This window comes from Streptomyces sp. NPDC097129, from assembly GCF_055668065.1.
This window is the reverse complement of record NZ_JBVOQE010000021.1, coordinates 42,472-59,148: the sequence shown is the minus strand read 5'-3', so window position 1 is coordinate 59,148 and position 16,677 is coordinate 42,472. Positions and strand designations below refer to the sequence as shown.

Here is a 16,677-nt window from a genome sequence, read left to right as displayed (position 1 = left end):
GAAGGTCGGTCGGGTTTGAGGGGTTACTTGCCGGCGCCGAGCTCGATCGGCACGCCGACGAGGGAGCCGTACTCGGTCCAGGAACCGTCGTAGTTCTTGACGTTCTCCTGGCCCAGCAGCTCGTGCAGGACGAACCAGGTGTGCGCGGAGCGCTCACCGATGCGGCAGTAGGCGATGGTGTCCTTCGACAGGTCCACGCCCTCGGCCTCGTACAGCTCCTTCAGCTCCTCGTCGGACTTGAAGGTGCCGTCGTCGTTGGCCGACTTCGACCACGGGATGTTCTTCGCGGACGGGACGTGGCCCGGACGCTGCGACTGCTCCTGCGGCAGGTGCGCGGGGGCGAGCAGCTTGCCGGAGAACTCGTCGGGCGAGCGGACGTCGACCAGGTTCTGGGCGCCGATGGCGGCGACGACCTCGTCACGGAAGGCGCGGATCGAGGCGTCCTGGGCCTTGGCCTTGTACGTGGTCTTCGCGCGCTCGGGGACCTCGTCGCCGGCGACCAGCTCGCGGGCGTCCAGCTCCCACTTCTTGCGGCCGCCGTCCAGGAGCTTGACGTCCTGGTGGCCGTAGAGCTTGAAGTACCAGTAGGCGTAGGACGCGAACCAGTTGTTGTTGCCGCCGTAGAGGACGACGGTGTCGTCGTTGGCGATACCGCGCTCGGACAGCAGCTGCTCGAACTGCTCCTGGTTGACGAAGTCGCGGCGGACCGGGTCCTGCAGGTCCTGCTTCCAGTCGATACGGACCGCGTTCTTGATGTGGTTCTTCTCGTACGCCGTGGTGTCCTCGTCGACCTCGACAAGAACGACCTTGGGGTCGTCCAGGTGCTGCTCGACCCAGTCGGCGTCTACCAGGACGTCGCTGCGGCTCATGCTTTTCTCCTCCGGGGCAGGTACGGCGGGGGGTGCGACAGATCAGGGCGTGCGCAGGCCGCGGCGGCGGCGCACGGGTGCCCAGGGGCTGGGCGGTGAGGGACGCGGAGGCCGGGCGGGCCGTCCGCTCAGAAGGTGCGACAGAGCATGGCGGCAACGCGGCACAGGTCCACTGCCCGCCGCTTCGTGAGATCCGCCTGTCGCTTCATGACCTCGATCGTAGGGACGGACAGGCGGGCATGTCACCGGTGTGTCGCATAATGAGACGCGATCGTCCGCATAGTGGGATGAGGAGGGTGGTGAGGCAGCCGCGGCACGGCCTGCGGCGTGGCGCGGCCCGTGTCACCCCGGCCGGATGGGCGGGCACGTCTCACGCTTCGGACGGCCGGTCCCGGGTTCGCGGGTCTTCTACCCGGCCAGCTTGACGTCGGAACCCTTCACGGTGATCTCCACACCACCGGGTGCGGCGCGCACCGAGTCCAGGGTGACACCGCCCGGCAACTGGTCGACGACCTGCTGGAAGTCGATGATCGAGCGGAGCCGGTCCTCGGCGACGGCGGCCGCGGCCAGCTTGGGCAGGGAGTCCGCGCGGACCTGGATCCGGCCGTTCACCACGCCCACCGAGCTGAGCACGGGGAAGGTCTGCTTCCCGACGATGGGCAGGGTCACCTCCACCGCGGCCTTGATCTTCCCGTTGCCGCCGTCGGAGAGGCCGGCGAGCCGGGCGGTGATGCCGGGGGCCACCTCGGTCGGCTCGGTCCTGGCGGTCTTCATCAGCTCCGCGTAGGGGACCGTCGCGGTGCCGGTCGCGTGGGCCGCGGTGGCGGAGCGGAAGTCGCCGGAGAAGGAGACGCCCTTCAGGTCGGCCTTCAGATCCTCGATCCGCAGGGTCCGGCCGGGCTTGCCGGTGGCCGCCTGGTAGCTGTCGATCCCCACCTCGACGTCGTCCAGCTCACCGCCGGCGACCTGGGTGAGGAACGGGAAGCCCTTGATGGACACGTCGGGCGTCCGGGCCAGCCCCTCGGCACTGCGCACCCGGTCCGCCGCCTCGCTCTCCGCGAAGTGCACGGCGACCCGGTCCGCGATCACGAACAGCACCCCGAGCACCACGACGACGATCAGCAGTATGCGCACCCCGCGCGACATCCGACGCCTCCCCCACCTCGACGACCGACCGAACCCAACGGTAACCCTGCGGAGACGGGGGCCCGGGGGATTGTCGATCAGCTGTGACAGGGGGTGGGGGCGGGTGTGGGGGTGCGGTCGTGGGGTGCGGTCGGGGGGGCGGGTGTGGGGGCGCGGCCGTGGGGTGTGGGGGCGCGGTCGGGTGTGGGGGCGCGGTCGAGGGCGGGGGGTGTGGGGGCGCGGTCGGGTGTGGGGGCGCGGTCGGGTGTGGGCGCGGCCGAGGGCGGGGGTGTGGGGGCGCGGCCGAGGGCGGGGGTGTGGGGGCGCGGTCGGGGGCGGGGGTTTGACCGGCGGCTGGGTGGGTGGGTGGCGGGGGCGAGCGAGGGGGGCGGCGTGCGGAGCGTCCGACCTGGGGGCCGGATACGTGGTGGGTGCGAGCGAGGGGGGTCGGCGAACGGAGCGTCCGACCAAGGGGCGGGGTGCGCGGTGGGGGCGAGCGAGCCCGGTAGGCGGGCCGAGGTGCGCCGTGGGGCGCGAGCGAGCCCGGTCGGGAGCCGGGGGTGTCCGACCAGGAGTGGGAGCGTCCGGAAGACGGGGCGCATGGTCCGGGCCAGCGAGCCCGGTTGGCGGGCGGAGCGTCCGAAGGAGTGGGGCGGCATGCCCGGGCGGACCCTGTGTGCGCAGCAGGGGCGCCTGGTCGGCCTCGGAGGCGGTGGTTGGTCGGGGGCGGGGGCCGCCGGGCCCTGATCAAGCGCCCCCCGGCCTCAGGCCCAGCCATACGCCGGGTGACACGGGCTCAGCCCGGTGCCCTTCCTCCCGTCGTGCACTGGGCCCGCCGCACGCCTCGTGCACGGCGCGCCGTGCGGCCATGCGCCGACCTCTCTCGGGCCCGGCCCACATCTCACCCGGCATCGAGCTCCCGGTGCCCGGCACCCGTCGTGCGGTGGGCTCAGCTCAGGCGCGGCCGGCGGCCGCCTTCGACGCGCTCAGCGCAGTGCCCTGGTCGGCGCCCGGCATCCCGGTTCAGCCCGGGGCCCGTCGCCGGCGCGCCCGGCATCCTGGCTTTCCTCAGGCCCGGCCGGTGCCGGCGTCCGCTCAGCCCACGGCCCGACCGGCGCGCCCGGCGTCCTGGTTCCCCCTAGGGCGCGGCCGGTGGCGGCGTCGGCGCTCAGCCCATGACGCGGCCGGCGCGCCCGGCGTCCTTGCTCAGCTCAGGGCGCGGCCCAGGATGTATGCCGCCGGGGCCGCTGCCGTCAGGGGGAGGGCCACGCCTGCTGTGAAGTGGACGAAGCGGGACGGGTAGTCGTAGGCGGCGACACGGTGGCCGATCAGGGCGCAGGCGGCGGCCGACGCGCCGAGCAGGGCGCCGCTCGTGCCCAGGCCGGTCATGCCGCCCACCGCGATCCCCGCGCCGGCCGCTGCCAGCAGCGCGACGCCCACCGACACCGGCGTGGGCAGCGGCAGCGCACGGGCCAGGACGGCCACCGCGACGGACGCGGCACCGACCGACACCGCGTCGGCGTCGGCCGCCAGGTACCCGCAGGCCATGATCGCGAGCGCGGCCGAGGCGACGGTCGCCATCAGGCCGTACATCCGCTCGTCCGGGTCCGCGTGCGAGCGCAGTTGCAGAACCAGGGAGAGCAGGACCCACACGCCGAGGGTGCCGAGGATCGCCGCGGGCCCGTGCTCGCGGCCGGTGACCAGGACGGCGGCGTCGGCGGCGAGCGCGCCCAGGAAGGCGAGGGCGATGCCCTGCCGTGCGGGCCACATGCCGTTCAGCCGGAACCAGCCCGCCGCCGTGACCGCCTGCAGCGCCACCAGCGGCACGAGCAGGGCGTACGACCCGACCGGCGCCGCGGCCGCGAGCAGCAGCCCGAGCAGCGCGGTGAGCGCCGCCGGCTGCATGCCGGGGTCGATGATCGGCGACCGGCCCTCGAGGCGGGCCCGCTGGGCGTCGGTGATGCGCGCGTTGCCGGCGAGGGTGGCCGGGCCGTAGTCCGGTCCGGCCGCAGCGGACGCCGACGCCGACCCCGGCGCCTCGGGCACGGCGGCGGGCACCGGCGCCTGCGGCTGCGGCTGCGGCTGCGGCAAGGGCTGGGGCTGCCGTGCCGACGCCGGGGCCGGCGCCCCGTACGGTTCGGCCACCGGCTGCGCGTACCCGGAGTACCCCTGCCCCGCGTCGTATCCCTGCCCGCTGCCGTACCCCTGAGCGCTGCCGTACGCCTCACCGGCGCCGTAGGCCCCACCGGCGCCATAGGCCCCACCGGCGCCGTAAGCCTCACCGGTGCCGTACGCGCCGCCGCCGTACTGCTGCTGCTGTCCCTGCTGCGGCAGGTACGCGGTCTGATCCGGCGCCGGGGCGACCGGTGACTGGAGCTGGGTCTCCCAGGTCTGGCCCTGCCACTGCTGGGTGTACTGCTGGGAGTCGTCGTAGGGCTGCTGGTACTGCTCCGGCCCCGGCCAGCCCTGCTGCGGCTGTGCCTGCGGATGCGGCTGCGGCTGTGCCTGCGGGTACCGGTCGTCGTACCCCTCGTACGGCTGATCGCTCATCGGCGTGCTCATCCTCCTGCGAACGGCGGGAGCACCTCGACCGTGCCGCCCTCGGTCAGCCGTACCGTCTCGTGCGCGCGCGTGCCGACGGGGTCGCCGTCGAGGAGGAACGAGCAGCGCTGGAGCACGCGCGTGAGCTCGCCGGGGTGCCGCTCGCGCACGGCGTCGAGCGCCTCGGCCAGCGTGGTCGCGTCGTACGGCTCCTCGGCGATCCCGGCCGCGGCCTTGGCGGCGGCCCAGTAGCGCACCGTGACCTTTGCCATCTCGTCCCTCAAGTCCTCTTCAGTCCTCTTCGGCAGTGAACCCCGCCAGGCTAGCCCGCCCGCGCGACCGCCCAGCGCGCGATGCGCTCCAGCAGCTCGTCGGCGGCCGCGTTCTCCGCGTGGCCCATGCCGGGCTCCAGCCAGAGTTCGCCGTGCTCACCTGCGGCGTCCGCCAGCATCCGGGGGTGGTCGAGCGGGAAGTAGCCGTCCCGGTCGCCGTGCACGATCAGCAGCGGCGTGGGCGCGATCTCCGGCACCGCCTCCACCGGGGACAGCGGCACCGGGTCCCAGTCCCGGTGGTGGATGCGGGTGCGCAGCCCGTAGCGGCCCACCAGCCGCCCCGCCGGCCGGGTGACCAGCCAGTGCAGCCGCCGCATGGGCGCCGTGCCCCGGTAGTACCAGCGGGCGGGCGCGCTGACGGAGACGACGGCGTCCGTGCCGCCGTGCAGCGCCGCGTGGCGCAGCACCACCGAGCCGCCCATGGAGAAGCCGACGGTGACCACGCGCGTGTGCCCGAGCTCGCGCGCCCAGCCGACGGCGGCCTGGAGGTCCAGCACCTCGCGGTCGCCGACGGTCGAACGGCCGCCCGAGCGCCCGTGCCCGCGGAAGGAGAAGGTGACGACCGCCCCGAAGTGCGCGAGGGCGCGCGCGACCCGGCGCACGTGCGGCCGGTCCACCTCCCCGGTGAAGCCGTGCGCCACGACGAACACCGGGCGGCCGGTGGATGGCGCCGAGGTGTCGTATCCGCCGGTCCCGGGCTCGTACAGCGCGTCGATCGTCACCCCGTCGGACGTGTGCAGCAGCGTGCGCGCGGGCGCCCGCAGGTCCGTCTCACATTTCGGACGTACGGTGGAACGCGCCACATCACCTGCCGGACCGATGCTCATGTGGGCTATTCTGCTGCGGAGAGGATCCGGGCAGCGTAGCCCCCGGGTCCTTTTGTGCTTTCGGAAGCGTTGTATACGAAACGGCAAACCGCAGGTGAATGCGGGAAACCGCAGGTGTACGGGCCGTCGATCGCACGGGCGCCCTCTCGGGGGCCCCGGCGGATCCCCAGGGGCGCGGGGGAACCGCACCGTACGAGCAGTGCCGTAAACGTCCTCGCAGGGACCGAGGAGGAACCAGACGTTATGGGCGAGCGAACCGTGCACGACGAGACGACGACCCGGGCAGGTGGGGCATGAGCGCTCTGTTGCTGCTGACCAACGCCCTCCAGCCGTCGACGGAGGTGCTGCCCGCGCTCGGCCTGCTGCTGCACAACGTGCGGGTGGCTCCGGCGGAGGGGCCGGCCCTGGTGGACACCCCGGGCGCCGATGTGATCCTGGTCGACGGGCGGCGCGACCTGCCACAGGTGCGCAGCCTGTGCCAGTTGCTGCGCTCCACCGGCCCGGGCTGTCCGCTGATCCTGGTGGTGACCGAGGGCGGCCTCGCCGCCGTGACCGCCGACTGGGGCATCGACGACGTCCTGCTCGACACCGCCGGCCCGGCCGAGGTCGAGGCGCGGCTGCGCCTGGCGATGGGCCGCCAGCAGATCGTCAACGACGACTCCCCGATGGAGATCCGCAACGGTGATCTCTCGGTGGACGAGGCGACGTACAGCGCCAAGCTCAAGGGCCGGGTCCTGGACCTGACCTTCAAGGAGTTCGAGCTGCTGAAGTACCTCGCGCAGCACCCGGGCCGGGTCTTCACCCGCGCCCAGCTGCTGCAGGAGGTCTGGGGGTACGACTACTTCGGCGGCACCCGCACGGTCGACGTCCACGTGCGGCGGCTGCGCGCCAAGCTCGGCCCCGAGCACGAGTCGCTGATCGGCACCGTCCGGAACGTGGGTTATCGATTCGTTACACCCGAGAAGGTCGAGCGCGCCGCCGAGGAGGCCAAGGCGAAAGCCGACCGGACAAAGCCGGGCAGGACGGGCAGTGACGCCTCCACACAGGCCGCAGAGGTCTCCGCGGACGCCTGACCCACCGCCCCGGGGCGGCACGACCCCGGCCGGCAGGCGTTGCGGTCGCACATCCACGCCTCGATACGCCCTGCCCGGAGCGGTTCTCTCCGCGTAGACTCCGCGCGTGGCCAAGGTGACTCGGGACGACGTGGCACGACTGGCAGGCACTTCCACTGCCGTCGTCAGCTACGTCATCAACAACGGACCCCGGCCGGTCGCCCCGGCCACGCGCGAGCGTGTCCTCGCCGCGATCAAGGAGCTGGGATACCGGCCGGACCGGGTCGCCCAGGCGATGGCGTCCCGCCGTACGGACCTCATAGGCCTGATCATCCCCGACGCCCGCCAGCCCTTCTTCGGCGAGATGGCGCACGCGGTCGAGTGGGCCGCCGCCGAGCGCGGGAAGATGGTCCTGGTCGGCAACACCGACTACGTCGGCGAACGCGAGGTGCACTATCTGCGCGCCTTCCTCGGCATGCGGGTCTCCGGCCTGATCCTGGTCAGCCACGCGCTGAACGACCTGGCCGCCGCCGAGATCGAGGCCTGGGACGCGCGCGTGGTGCTGCTGCACGAGCGCCCGGAGGCCATCGACGACGTCGCCGTCACCACCGACGACCTCGGTGGCGCCCAGCTCGCCGTGCGCCACCTGCTGGAGCACGGCTACGAGTACGTCGCCTGTATGGGCGGCACCGCCGACACCCCGGCCGTCGGCGACCCGGTCTCGGACCACGTCGAGGGCTGGCGCCGGGCCATGGCCGAGGCCGGCCTCCCGACCGAGGACCGCCTGTTCGAGGCGCCGTACAACCGCTACGACGCCTACCGCGTCGCCCTGGAGATCCTCTCCGGCCCCAGGCGCCCGCCGGCGATCTTCTGCTCCACCGACGACCAGGCGATCGGCCTGCTGCGCGCGGCGCGCGAGCTGCGCATCGACGTGCCCGGCGAGCTGGCCGTGGCCGGCTTCGACGACATCAAGGAGGCGGCGCTGGCGGACCCGCCGCTGACCACGATCGCCTCGGACCGCTCGGCGATGGCCCGCACGGCCGTCGACCTGGTCCTGGACGACGGGCTGCGGGTGGCGGGCTCGCGCCGGGAGCGGCTGAAGGTGTTCCCGTCGCGGCTGGTGGTGCGGACGTCGTGCGGCTGCGCATGAGACGCCGCTGAGAGCGCCTCCCCGAAGGGCGAGGAGCGGCTTTATATCGGGCATACGAGGTTCTGCCGGGCTTCTCAGACAGCCCTCAGAGAGCTCTCATGATCCCCGGGAACGCTGTATGACATGACCGAGAGCATCCGCCGCGACGACGAGTACGAGAACCCCTACGGGAGCGCCCGCCCGGGCCCCCAGGAGGGCGCTCACCAGCGCCCCTCCGAGGAAGCTCACCGCCCCTACGAGGGCGCTCACCAGCAGGCTCAGCCGTATGCTCCCTCCGCCGTGAACCCGGAGTGGCCGCCTCCGCCGCCCTACAGGCCGACGGTCACGCCGGAAGCGCCGGGAGCGGGAGGGCCGGGCGCCCCGGTTCCGCCGGGCGCCCCGGTTCCGCCGGTCCCGCCGGGCGGCTCCGTCGCGGCGGGGCCCGCGTCGGCCCCGAAGCGGCGCCGTCGCGGCCCGCTCGCGCTGCTCGCCGCCGTCGCGATCGTCGCGGCGGCCGTCGGCGGCGCCACGGCGTACGGCATCCAGGAGCTGACCGGCAAGGACACCACCGCGAGCTCGACCGCCACCAACGTGGTGCCGTCGAGCAAGCGGGGCGACATCGCGGCCATCGCCTCGGCCGTCAGCCCGAGCATCGTCGAGATCAACGCGACCTCGAACGCCGGGCGCTCCACCGGCTCCGGTGTGATCATCACATCGAACGGCGAGATCGTCACCAACAACCACGTCGTCTCCGGCGCCTCCTCGATCAAGGTGCGCACCAGCGACGGCAAGGAGTACGCCGCGAACGTCGTCGGCACCGACAGCAAGAAGGACCTCGCGCTGATCAGGCTGCAGGGCGCCGCCGGGCTGAAGGCCGCCTCCCTCGGCGACTCCTCCCGCCTCCAGGTCGGTGACACGGTCGTGGCGATCGGCTCGCCCGAGGGCCTGACCGGCACGGTGACCAGCGGCATCGTCTCCGCCCTCAACCGCGACGTGACGGTGCCCACCGACGAGGGGCAGCAACAGCCCGACGGCGGCTGGCCGTTCGAGTTCGGCGGCCGTCAGTTCAACGGCGACACCGGCTCCTCCACGACGACGTACAAGGCGATCCAGACGGACGCCTCCCTCAACCCCGGCAACTCCGGGGGCGCCCTGATCGACATGAACGGGAACATCGTGGGCATCAACTCCGCGATGTACTCGGCGGCCGGCTCGTCCTCCTCGTCCTCGGACGCCGGCAGCGTCGGCCTGGGCTTCGCCATCCCGGTCAACACCGTCAAGGCCGACCTGGCCAAGCTGCGGGCGGGCGCGAACGACTGAACCACCGCGCCCGGCCCCTGAACACCGTCCGGCCCGAAACGCCGTCCGGTCCATGAGAGCAGGGAGTACGACATGATCGAGCACGCTTCCCCCACCGCCTCCCTCGTCGGCCCCGCCGACACCGCCCCGGCCCCGCGTCAGGCGGACACCGCCCCGGCCGGCACCGCCCTGGCCGAGCGCCTGGCCGACGCCCTCACCCCGCCGGCGGCCGACCGGACGGCACCGTCGCCCGCGAAGACACCGGTGGGCCCGGACACCGCGAAGGCCGCTGCCGCCCCGGCTCCCGAGATCGCCGTGCCGCATCTGATGGGCCTGCGCACCGGCGCCGAGCGCCCCCACCGCCACAAGGTTCCGCTGCGCCGGCTGACTGCGGTGACCTGCTGAACCGCCTGACGGCGGTGACCTGCTGAGCGGTGCCTTCGCCCGGCACGCCACCGCCACGGGCCCGGCTCGCGACCGCTACGCCACCACCACGCGCTCGGCACGCCACCGGCATGCGAGGCTGATACCGCCGGGAAACCCGACCACCGCACCCGAGGACACCGCGACCGATGAGCCCCGCCGACGGCGACCGTGACCCCCAGCGCATCCTGATCGTCGACGACGAACCGGCGGTGCGCGAAGCCCTCCAGCGCAGCCTCGCCTTCGAGGGGTACGACACCGAGGTCGCCGTCGACGGCGCGGACGCCCTGCAGAAGGCCGCCGCCTGCCGGCCCGACCTGATTGTCCTGGACATCCAGATGCCCCGCATGGACGGCCTGACCGCCGCCCGCCGTATCCGCGGCACCGGCGACACCACGCCCATCCTGATGCTGACGGCCCGCGACACGGTCGGTGACCGGGTCACCGGGCTCGACGCCGGCGCAGACGACTACCTGGTCAAGCCGTTCGAGCTGGACGAGCTGTTCGCCCGGATCCGCGCCCTGCTGCGCCGCAGCTCCTACGCGGCGGCCGTGGGCGCGGGCGACCCGGCCGACGAGGACGCGCTCACCTTCGCCGACCTGCGCATGGACCTCGCCACCCGCGAGGTCACGCGCGGCGGGCGGGCGGTGGAACTGACCCGCACGGAGTTCACCCTGCTGGAGATGTTCATGGCACACCCGCGCCAGGTGCTCACCCGCGAGCAGATCCTGAAGGCGGTGTGGGGCTTCGACTTCGAGCCGTCGTCGAACTCCCTCGACGTGTACGTCATGTACCTGCGCCGCAAGACGGAGGCGGCCGGCGAGCCCCGGCTCGTCCACACCGTGCGCGGCGTCGGCTACGTCCTGCGGCAGGGCGGCGCGGAGTGAGCGGCCCGCTGCGCCGCTTCCGCACGCTGCCGATCCGGACGCGGCTGTCCCTGCTGGTGGCGGCGGCGGTGGCGTTCGCGGTGGCGGCGGTGTCGGTGACGTGCTGGTTCATCGTCCAGGGGAAGCTGTACGAGCAGGTGGACAACGACCTGCGCAAGGTCGTGCAGCGGCCCCAGCAGGCCGATGACGTGTCGGCGTTGCTGGCCACCTGCCCGCAGGCCCCGTCGGAATCCGGCCGCGGCTTCCGGGTGCGCAGCACGTACTACTTCCAGCTGGTGCAGGAGGACGGCACCACCTGCGTCTCCGCCAACTCCACCGGCGTGGTGCGGACCACCGCGCAGGACCGCCGGGCCGCCCGGGGCTCGGACACCGGCACGGTCGCGCCCCACAACGGCACCGACACCGACGGCAACGCCGTACGGGTGCTGACGGTTCCCCTCGTCGTCGACCCGGGGATCGGCCCGCCGCAGCGCTACCCGAACACCGCGCTGCTGGTCGCCGCGCCCCTGAAGAGCACCGAGAGCACGCTGAACGACCTGGCGCTGGTCCTCCTCGTCGTCTCCGGCATAGGGGTCTTCGGCGCCGGCGTCGCGGGTCTCGCCGTCGCCCGGGCGGGCCTTCGCCCCGTGGACAAGCTCACCGAGACCGTCGAACACGTCGCCCGCACCGAGGACCTCACCGTCCGCATCCCCGTGGAGAACGACAGCGACGACGAGATCGCCCGCCTCTCCCGCTCCTTCAACTCCATGACCTCCGCCCTGGCCAGCTCGCACGACCTGCAGCAGCAGCTGATCGCCGACGCGGGCCACGAACTGCGCACCCCGCTGACGTCGTTGCGCACCAACATCGAGCTGCTCTCCCGCAGCGAGGAGACCGGCCGGCCCCTGCCCGAGGCGGACCGCAAGGCGCTGCTGGCGTCGGTGAAGGCGCAGATGACGGAGCTGGCCTCGCTCATCGGCGACCTCCAGGAACTCTCCCGCGCCGACAACCAGCGCGGCGAACGCATCCAGGTCGTCTCCCTGGAGGACACCGTCGACTCCGCGCTGCGCCGCGCCCGCCTGCGCGGCCCGGAACTGACCATCACCGCGGACCTCGAGCCCTGGTACGTCCGCGCGGAACCGGCCGCGCTGGAGCGGGCCGTGGTGAACATCCTGGACAACGCGGTGAAGTTCAGCCCCGGCGCCGGCACGGTCGAGGTCCGCCTGACCGACGGCGTACTGACCGTGCGCGACCACGGCCCCGGCATCGCGGACGACGAACTCCCGTACGTCTTCGACCGCTTCTGGCGCTCCCCGTCGGCCCGTGCGCTGCCGGGCTCGGGCCTGGGCCTGTCCATCGTGGCCCGCACGGTACGGCAGGCGGGCGGCCAGGTGTCACTGGCGCGCGCCGAGGGCGGCGGCACGGTGACGACGGTACGCCTGCCGGGCGCGCCGACCCCTCCCCCGGACACGCCACTGCCGTAGCGCCACCGCAGGCCCGCACGGCGCTCACGCCCGGCATACCGTTGACCCTGACGGCGGCCGGGGTCCTGGCTCACGGAACGGCGCCCGGCCCGGAGCCGACGAGCGGACGCCGGCGACGAAGGCGACGGAACCCCGCCGCCGCCCCGCTTCCGGTTCGGAACGAACAGCGACGACTCACGCGTCGAGCAGCGTGCCCGGCAGGGCGAACACCGTGGTGCGTCCCCTGTCGAAGTCGATCCGCGTCACCATCTTCTCGTCGTAGAGCAGCCAGCCCGCGGGAGTGGGGGTGAGGGTGAGCGAGGCCGGGTGGTCCTCGATGCGGACCCGGTGCAGTTCCCTGCCGGTGCCGGTGTCGACTTCCGTCAGCCGGGTCCCCTCGCCGGTGGCCACGGCGAGGGCGACGGACGTCGCGGTGGCGGCGACGGCGTCGACCCGGCCGCGGTGGACGGTGACGGTGGTGACCGTCGGCGTACGGCGGAAGCCGAGCGGCGAGCCGTCGGCGCCGCCCTTGGCACTGGCCGGGGTGTCGGTCACCACGATCACCGGCCGCCCGCCGGGGCACGCGAGCCCGGCCACGGCACTCCCGGTCGCCACCGTTGCGACGTCCCCGCTCGCCAGCCGGGCGACGAAGACCGCGCGGTCGGTGGCCAGGCAGACGGTGTCCGAGGCCGGGTCGGAGGCCAGGAAGCGAACCGTACCGGGCACCCGCATCTCCCGTTCGGTCGCCCAGTCGGCCGGGTCCTTCACCAGCACGCGCGTGGCCCCCGTCCCGGCATCCGGCAGCCCCGCCACCTCACCGACCAGCGTCTTCCCCGGCAGGAAGCGACTCGGCCCCGCCCCGGTACCCATGCCGTCCAGCGCCCGGGCCCGCGGATCGAGCACGTAACGCCGGTCGCCGCCACCACCTTTGCGGGGCACGGTGACCAGCCGCCGACCATCGGCGAGCGCGACGATCTGCGGACTCACCGTGTCCGTCCCGTCATCAGCCTGCTGCGGCACGACGGCAAGGCTCTCCGCGCGCCCCTCCACCGCGTCCACCCCGACGACCGTGGTCAGCCCGTCCACGTCGGCCAGCACAAAAGCCGAGGCCCCCTTCCAGTCATCACCCAGGGTCACTCCCCCGGGACCGGAGCAGGCAGCCATGAGGGCGCAGGCCGCGGCCAAGGAGAGAAAACGGCGCATCATCTTGCTCACCAGTCCTTCATCGCGTCGGCCGGCGCCATCGACGCCGCCCGCCGGGCCGGCGCGAGCGCGCCGATGGCGACCACCAGCACCGTCAGAGCCAGGATCAGCGCCAAGGTGCTCACTGTCGGCAGCGGCAGCCCCCCTCTGACATACGGGGCAAGCTCCGCGTTGTTACGCAGCAGCGCCGTTCCCGCGCCGCTGAGAAGCACCCCGAGCACCACCCCGGACAGTGCCGCGACCGCCCCCGTCAGGGTCATCTCGGCGATCAGCATGGTCAGCACGGCCCGGGTGCGGAAGCCGACGGCCTTGAGGATGCCGATCTCCTGCGCCCGCTGCCGCGACAGCGCACCCGTCACCGTGACAGCGCCGGCGAAAGCCAGGATGCCGAGCACCACCAGCAGGACCCTTCCGACCGCCCGGACCAGTTCCAGCACGGCGGGCAGCGCCTCCAGCTGCTGCCGGAGCGTGGCTGCCGGGTAGCCGAGGTCCTGCACCGACTTCATGACCGACGGCACATCCGCGGCGGACCGGGCGACGACGGTCAACTGGTCGTATCCGACTGTGCTCAGGTACCGGTCCTTCGGCTGGCCGGCCCGGGCTGCCGCCCACTGCACGACCGTCGGGTCCGCCGCGTACGCGGCATCGGGACCATCCAGTTGCCAGGAAGGGTCGTAGACGGCGACGAGGCGGGCTCTGCCGACGACACCGGTTCCCTCACCGGGCCGGACATATTGGGTCGTTTCTGTGTCGACCTCCCTGCCGAGCGCCCTGCTCAGGTCCATGCCCTGTGCGCGGGCCGGGGCCACGATCTCTCCCGGCCTCAGCGGGAAGACTCCCTTCCGCACGGACCGGATGATCGGCGGTGCCACCGCCGGCCGGTACGTCGTCGCGTACAGCAGGACCGGATCACCGGCCTTGGCGTCCATGCCGAACGACACCTGCACCCGGTGCTGCACCGACGCCACGTGCGGCAGACGTGCCAGCCGGGATGCCGTGCGGTCCGTCAACGGCGCGGCCTCGGGACGGCCGTCCGGCCGGTCCACGGTGATGCTGCGGTTGGCCATGCTCTCGCCGACACCTGTGTCGGCGGCCCCCTGCGCCCGGTCGGCGATGCCGAGGGCGCCGAGGCAGACGGCGGCGGCGACCGACACCAGCGCCACCAAGCCGTAGAGCCGTCGGCGCAGGGCACGGACGTTGGCCAGGGCGAGGGTGAGGACGTTCACGCGGCGCTCCCTTCGGCAGCCACGAGCTCACCCTTGTCCAGGCGATGCACCACGTCCGCGCTCTCGGACACGGCTCGGTTGTGGGTCACGAGCAGCACGGCCCGCCCTTCGTCCGCCAGTTGACGGAACAGGGCGAGGAGCACGTTCTCGCTGTCCGTGTCGAGATTGCCGGTCGGTTCGTCCGCCAGCACCACGGGTGGGTCGTTCACCAGCGCTCTGGCCAGCGCAACGCGCTGTTGCTCGCCACCGGAGAGTTCACTCGGGAGATGCTCGGCGCGTTCCGCCAGACCCACCCGGTCGAGCAGTGCACGCGAGCGCACCTCACCGTCGGTGCGGCGACCGACGTACGGCAGCAGCACGTTGCGCAGGGCGGAGTGCTGAGGCAGCAGGTTGAACGACTGGAACACGAAACCCAGCCGGCGGCGCCGCATGTCCGCCAGGGCATCGTCGCGGAGCCCCGATGTGTCCTTGCCCTCCACGAACACCCGGCCGCCGTCCGGCCTCGTCAGCAGACCGAGGATCTGCAGCAGCGTGGTTTTCCCGGAGCCTGAATGCCCGGTCAGCGCCGTGATCTTTCCTGCGGGTACGGCGAGGTCGACGTTGTGCAAGACGTCGATCCGCCGTCCCCGCAGTGTGTAGGACTTGCCCACGCCCTCAACCCGCAGCAACGCCTTCATCGCCTCTCGTGCTCACCTTGAGTTGTCCGTGTTGCGGTGCATCCGGCACCCAGCCCATGACCCCGCGCAGTTGGCGGTCCAGTGCCCACACCGCCCAGGTGGTTTTGAGATCGCACACCGGCTCCGCACCGCTGATCCGGAAGAGATCGGGGAGTTGCGGACAGCTCCGGTGTGCTGTGACCCCGCGGTCGAGAGCCGTGAGCAGTGGCTGGTCGGCAACGCCTCCGAGCAAGAGGTACGCCCGGACTACCAGAGCGAAGTCATAGACGGAGACGAACCGCTCAGGGCGCGACGCCCATCTCTTCAAGACCGTTGTGGTGATCCAGGAGGGAACAGCCCGTGGCTGTCCGGCATCGGAAAGACCGACGACGACCGAGGCCGCGGCGACTGCCGCGGCGACCGTGCCCACCGGCCACGGACGGACCTCGGGCACGTGCACGACGGCTCCGGCGTCGCGGCAGTTGAGGACCGTACGCTGCCACAGGCCGGCGTTGGAAGCCGTCACCGCCGTCGGAACGACCCGCGGATCCGTGCACAGGTGTCTGGCCTCGTCACCGGCGGTACCGGTGATGACCGTCCGCAATGCTTCGCGGCTCAGCTGCTCGTTCCGGGCCTGGTCGGCACCCCCGGAACGCTCCTCGCGATCAAGGGCGCCGAGGAGCGGCCCGTCCCGCCCGGAGAGTCCCGCGAGCGCCCGCAGGCGCTCGACGAAGAGGGACGCGTCCGCGTCGCCGAGGTAGGCGGCCGGATCACGGACGGTGCCGTCGTCGAGACGCTCCCTTTCGAGCCGGGCGACCACGGCCGCGAAGACACCCGACGCTGCATCTCCGGCCTTCAGAAGATGCACGAGCTGACTGAGCTGTTCGTACGTCAGCGTGGACGAGCCGCTGCGCAGCACGGCTTCCCAGACCGCCCGGTCGAGGTGAAAGCGGGATCCCGCGGCCTGCTCGAGCAGCACGTAGTGGTACGTATCGGTCAGACGGGCTGCTCTGGCCGCGGGGGTCAGGGACGCGAAGTCGTCCGTGCGGGGAGGTGCCGCAGCGGCGAGGCCAGAGGGGACCGCATGTCCGAGCAGCCGTAAGGAGCAAGCGATCGCGGCGCTTTGTTCCAGGGTCCGCGGCGTACGGACCAGCGAACGCAACCAGTCCGCGGTGCGGGAGCGCTCGGCGCCCGACAGCTGGGCCATGGGCCCGAGGCCGTCGATGACCTGCAACGCCGCCCATGTCGCCCCGATCCGTGCTGCCGTGTCCTCACCACCGAGGCTGCGATCGACATACCAGCCACCCGGTGCACGCACGGCACGCACAGCGGCCGCATCGCCTGGCCCCAGGGCGCCCGGCACACCGGCCCGGCGCAGCGCGACGAGCCACACGCGACCCCACAACGGTGAGGAGGTGAGCGCCTGACCGCGCAACGAGGCGAGCCGCCCCGCGGACAGCCTGACCTGCGGCGCGCGGCCGAGGTCGGACAGCACACGCAGGGCATACGACTGAGCCTCCGGCCCGGCGGGCTGCTCCCGCAGGAAGGGCGGGTAGTAGTAGCCGTTCGCCTGACTGCGCAGCAGGTCGAACTCGCTGGAGATGGCGGCCTTCCTCGCGGGTGGCGCGTCATCAGGGGAAACCGCGCACGACGCCATGAGGACAGT

16 protein-coding genes are annotated in these 16,677 nt (G+C 72.8%); 6 read left to right on the top strand and 10 right to left on the bottom strand.

Annotation, left to right across the window (positions count from 1 at the left end; all coding sequences use genetic code 11):
* Window positions 1-23 precede the first annotated feature (23 nt).
* The 6 genes from AC0B9F_RS36040 to AC0B9F_RS36015 all read right to left on the bottom strand — a co-directional run bounded on the left by AC0B9F_RS36040 (window position 24) and on the right by AC0B9F_RS36015 (window position 5,694).
* The gene (locus tag AC0B9F_RS36040; protein WP_472009774.1) at window positions 24-869 is read right to left on the bottom strand and encodes a sulfurtransferase; all 846 of its coding nucleotides are present in this window, start codon (window positions 867-869) and stop codon (window positions 24-26) included.
* A 128-nt stretch (window positions 870-997) separates the two neighbouring features.
* Window positions 998-1,078: a putative leader peptide gene (locus AC0B9F_RS36035; RefSeq protein WP_350310325.1), complete on the bottom strand. Its 81-nt coding sequence runs from the start codon at window positions 1,076-1,078 to the stop codon at window positions 998-1,000.
* A 199-nt stretch (window positions 1,079-1,277) separates the two neighbouring features.
* The gene (locus AC0B9F_RS36030) at window positions 1,278-2,015 is read right to left on the bottom strand and encodes an LmeA family phospholipid-binding protein (protein WP_472009773.1); all 738 of its coding nucleotides are present in this window, start codon (window positions 2,013-2,015) and stop codon (window positions 1,278-1,280) included.
* Between the two features lie 1,185 nt (window positions 2,016-3,200).
* Window positions 3,201-4,544, bottom strand: a complete 1,344-nt coding sequence (locus AC0B9F_RS36025) for a hypothetical protein (RefSeq protein ID WP_472009771.1) — start codon at window positions 4,542-4,544, stop codon at window positions 3,201-3,203.
* Between the two features lie 8 nt (window positions 4,545-4,552).
* Window positions 4,553-4,807 carry a MoaD/ThiS family protein gene (locus AC0B9F_RS36020; protein ID WP_472009769.1) on the bottom strand — a complete coding sequence of 85 codons (255 nt, stop codon included), beginning with the start codon at window positions 4,805-4,807 and terminating at the stop codon, window positions 4,553-4,555.
* A gap of 50 nt (window positions 4,808-4,857) precedes the next feature.
* A complete protein-coding gene (locus AC0B9F_RS36015) occupies window positions 4,858-5,694 on the bottom strand; it encodes an alpha/beta hydrolase (RefSeq protein ID WP_472009767.1) in 837 nt (278 codons plus the stop codon).
* Window positions 5,695-5,987: 293 nt separating this feature from the next.
* Between AC0B9F_RS36015 and AC0B9F_RS36010 the strand changes: the two genes are divergently transcribed.
* From AC0B9F_RS36010 to AC0B9F_RS35985, 6 genes are all read left to right on the top strand, one after another.
* Window positions 5,988-6,767 carry a response regulator transcription factor gene (locus tag AC0B9F_RS36010; protein ID WP_472009765.1) on the top strand — a complete coding sequence of 260 codons (780 nt, stop codon included), beginning with the start codon at window positions 5,988-5,990 and terminating at the stop codon, window positions 6,765-6,767.
* Window positions 6,768-6,873: 106 nt separating this feature from the next.
* Entirely contained in the window at window positions 6,874-7,896 is a 1,023-nt protein-coding gene (locus AC0B9F_RS36005; RefSeq protein ID WP_472009763.1) for a LacI family DNA-binding transcriptional regulator, read from the top strand.
* 123 nt (window positions 7,897-8,019) lie between these two features.
* Entirely contained in the window at window positions 8,020-9,195 is a 1,176-nt protein-coding gene (locus AC0B9F_RS36000; RefSeq protein ID WP_472009761.1) for a S1C family serine protease, read from the top strand.
* A 72-nt stretch (window positions 9,196-9,267) separates the two neighbouring features.
* Window positions 9,268-9,579, top strand: a complete 312-nt coding sequence (locus tag AC0B9F_RS35995) for a hypothetical protein (RefSeq protein ID WP_472009759.1) — start codon at window positions 9,268-9,270, stop codon at window positions 9,577-9,579.
* A 167-nt stretch (window positions 9,580-9,746) separates the two neighbouring features.
* Window positions 9,747-10,484, top strand: coding sequence for a response regulator transcription factor (locus AC0B9F_RS35990; RefSeq protein ID WP_472009757.1), 738 nt, complete (start codon window positions 9,747-9,749; stop codon window positions 10,482-10,484).
* A complete protein-coding gene (locus AC0B9F_RS35985; protein WP_472009755.1) occupies window positions 10,481-11,947 on the top strand; it encodes a HAMP domain-containing sensor histidine kinase in 1,467 nt (488 codons plus the stop codon). The genes AC0B9F_RS35990 and AC0B9F_RS35985 overlap by 4 nt, the downstream gene beginning before the upstream one ends.
* A gap of 174 nt (window positions 11,948-12,121) precedes the next feature.
* Here AC0B9F_RS35985 and AC0B9F_RS35980 read toward each other — a convergent pair whose 3' ends face one another.
* The 4 genes from AC0B9F_RS35980 to AC0B9F_RS35965 are packed head-to-tail and all read right to left on the bottom strand — an operon-like array spanning window position 12,122 to window position 16,668.
* Window positions 12,122-13,141, bottom strand: a complete 1,020-nt coding sequence (locus AC0B9F_RS35980; RefSeq protein WP_472009753.1) for a hypothetical protein — start codon at window positions 13,139-13,141, stop codon at window positions 12,122-12,124.
* Window positions 13,138-14,355, bottom strand: a complete 1,218-nt coding sequence (locus tag AC0B9F_RS35975; protein WP_472009751.1) for an ABC transporter permease — start codon at window positions 14,353-14,355, stop codon at window positions 13,138-13,140. Before AC0B9F_RS35975 ends, AC0B9F_RS35980 begins: the two co-directional genes overlap by 4 nt.
* On the bottom strand, window positions 14,352-15,032 hold the full coding sequence (locus AC0B9F_RS35970) for an ABC transporter ATP-binding protein (RefSeq protein WP_472009749.1): 681 nt from the start codon (window positions 15,030-15,032) through the stop codon (window positions 14,352-14,354). Before AC0B9F_RS35970 ends, AC0B9F_RS35975 begins: the two co-directional genes overlap by 4 nt.
* Window positions 15,010-16,668, bottom strand: coding sequence for a hypothetical protein (locus AC0B9F_RS35965; protein ID WP_472009747.1), 1,659 nt, complete (start codon window positions 16,666-16,668; stop codon window positions 15,010-15,012). Before AC0B9F_RS35965 ends, AC0B9F_RS35970 begins: the two co-directional genes overlap by 23 nt.
* Window positions 16,669-16,677 lie beyond the last annotated feature (9 nt).

Bases quoted from the DNA above. Each gene is read 5' to 3' on its own strand.
- AC0B9F_RS35995 (WP_472009759.1), top strand. From the start codon at position 9,268: ATGATCGAGCACGCTTCCCCCACCGCCTCCCTCGTCGGCCCCGCCGAC.
- AC0B9F_RS36010 (WP_472009765.1), top strand. From the start codon at position 5,988: ATGAGCGCTCTGTTGCTGCTGACCAACGCCCTCCAGCCGTCGACGGAG.
- AC0B9F_RS35990 (WP_472009757.1), top strand. From the start codon at position 9,747: ATGAGCCCCGCCGACGGCGACCGTGACCCCCAGCGCATCCTGATCGTC.
- AC0B9F_RS35970 (WP_472009749.1), bottom strand. From the start codon at position 15,032: ATGAAGGCGTTGCTGCGGGTTGAGGGCGTGGGCAAGTCCTACACACTG.
- AC0B9F_RS36040 (WP_472009774.1), bottom strand. From the start codon at position 869: ATGAGCCGCAGCGACGTCCTGGTAGACGCCGACTGGGTCGAGCAGCAC.
- AC0B9F_RS36000 (WP_472009761.1), top strand. From the start codon at position 8,020: ATGACCGAGAGCATCCGCCGCGACGACGAGTACGAGAACCCCTACGGG.
- AC0B9F_RS36030 (WP_472009773.1), bottom strand. From the start codon at position 2,015: ATGTCGCGCGGGGTGCGCATACTGCTGATCGTCGTCGTGGTGCTCGGG.
- AC0B9F_RS36035 (WP_350310325.1), bottom strand. From the start codon at position 1,078: ATGAAGCGACAGGCGGATCTCACGAAGCGGCGGGCAGTGGACCTGTGC.
- AC0B9F_RS36015 (WP_472009767.1), bottom strand. From the start codon at position 5,694: ATGAGCATCGGTCCGGCAGGTGATGTGGCGCGTTCCACCGTACGTCCG.
- AC0B9F_RS36020 (WP_472009769.1), bottom strand. From the start codon at position 4,807: ATGGCAAAGGTCACGGTGCGCTACTGGGCCGCCGCCAAGGCCGCGGCC.
- AC0B9F_RS36025 (WP_472009771.1), bottom strand. From the start codon at position 4,544: ATGAGCGATCAGCCGTACGAGGGGTACGACGACCGGTACCCGCAGGCA.
- AC0B9F_RS35965 (WP_472009747.1), bottom strand. From the start codon at position 16,668: ATGGCGTCGTGCGCGGTTTCCCCTGATGACGCGCCACCCGCGAGGAAG.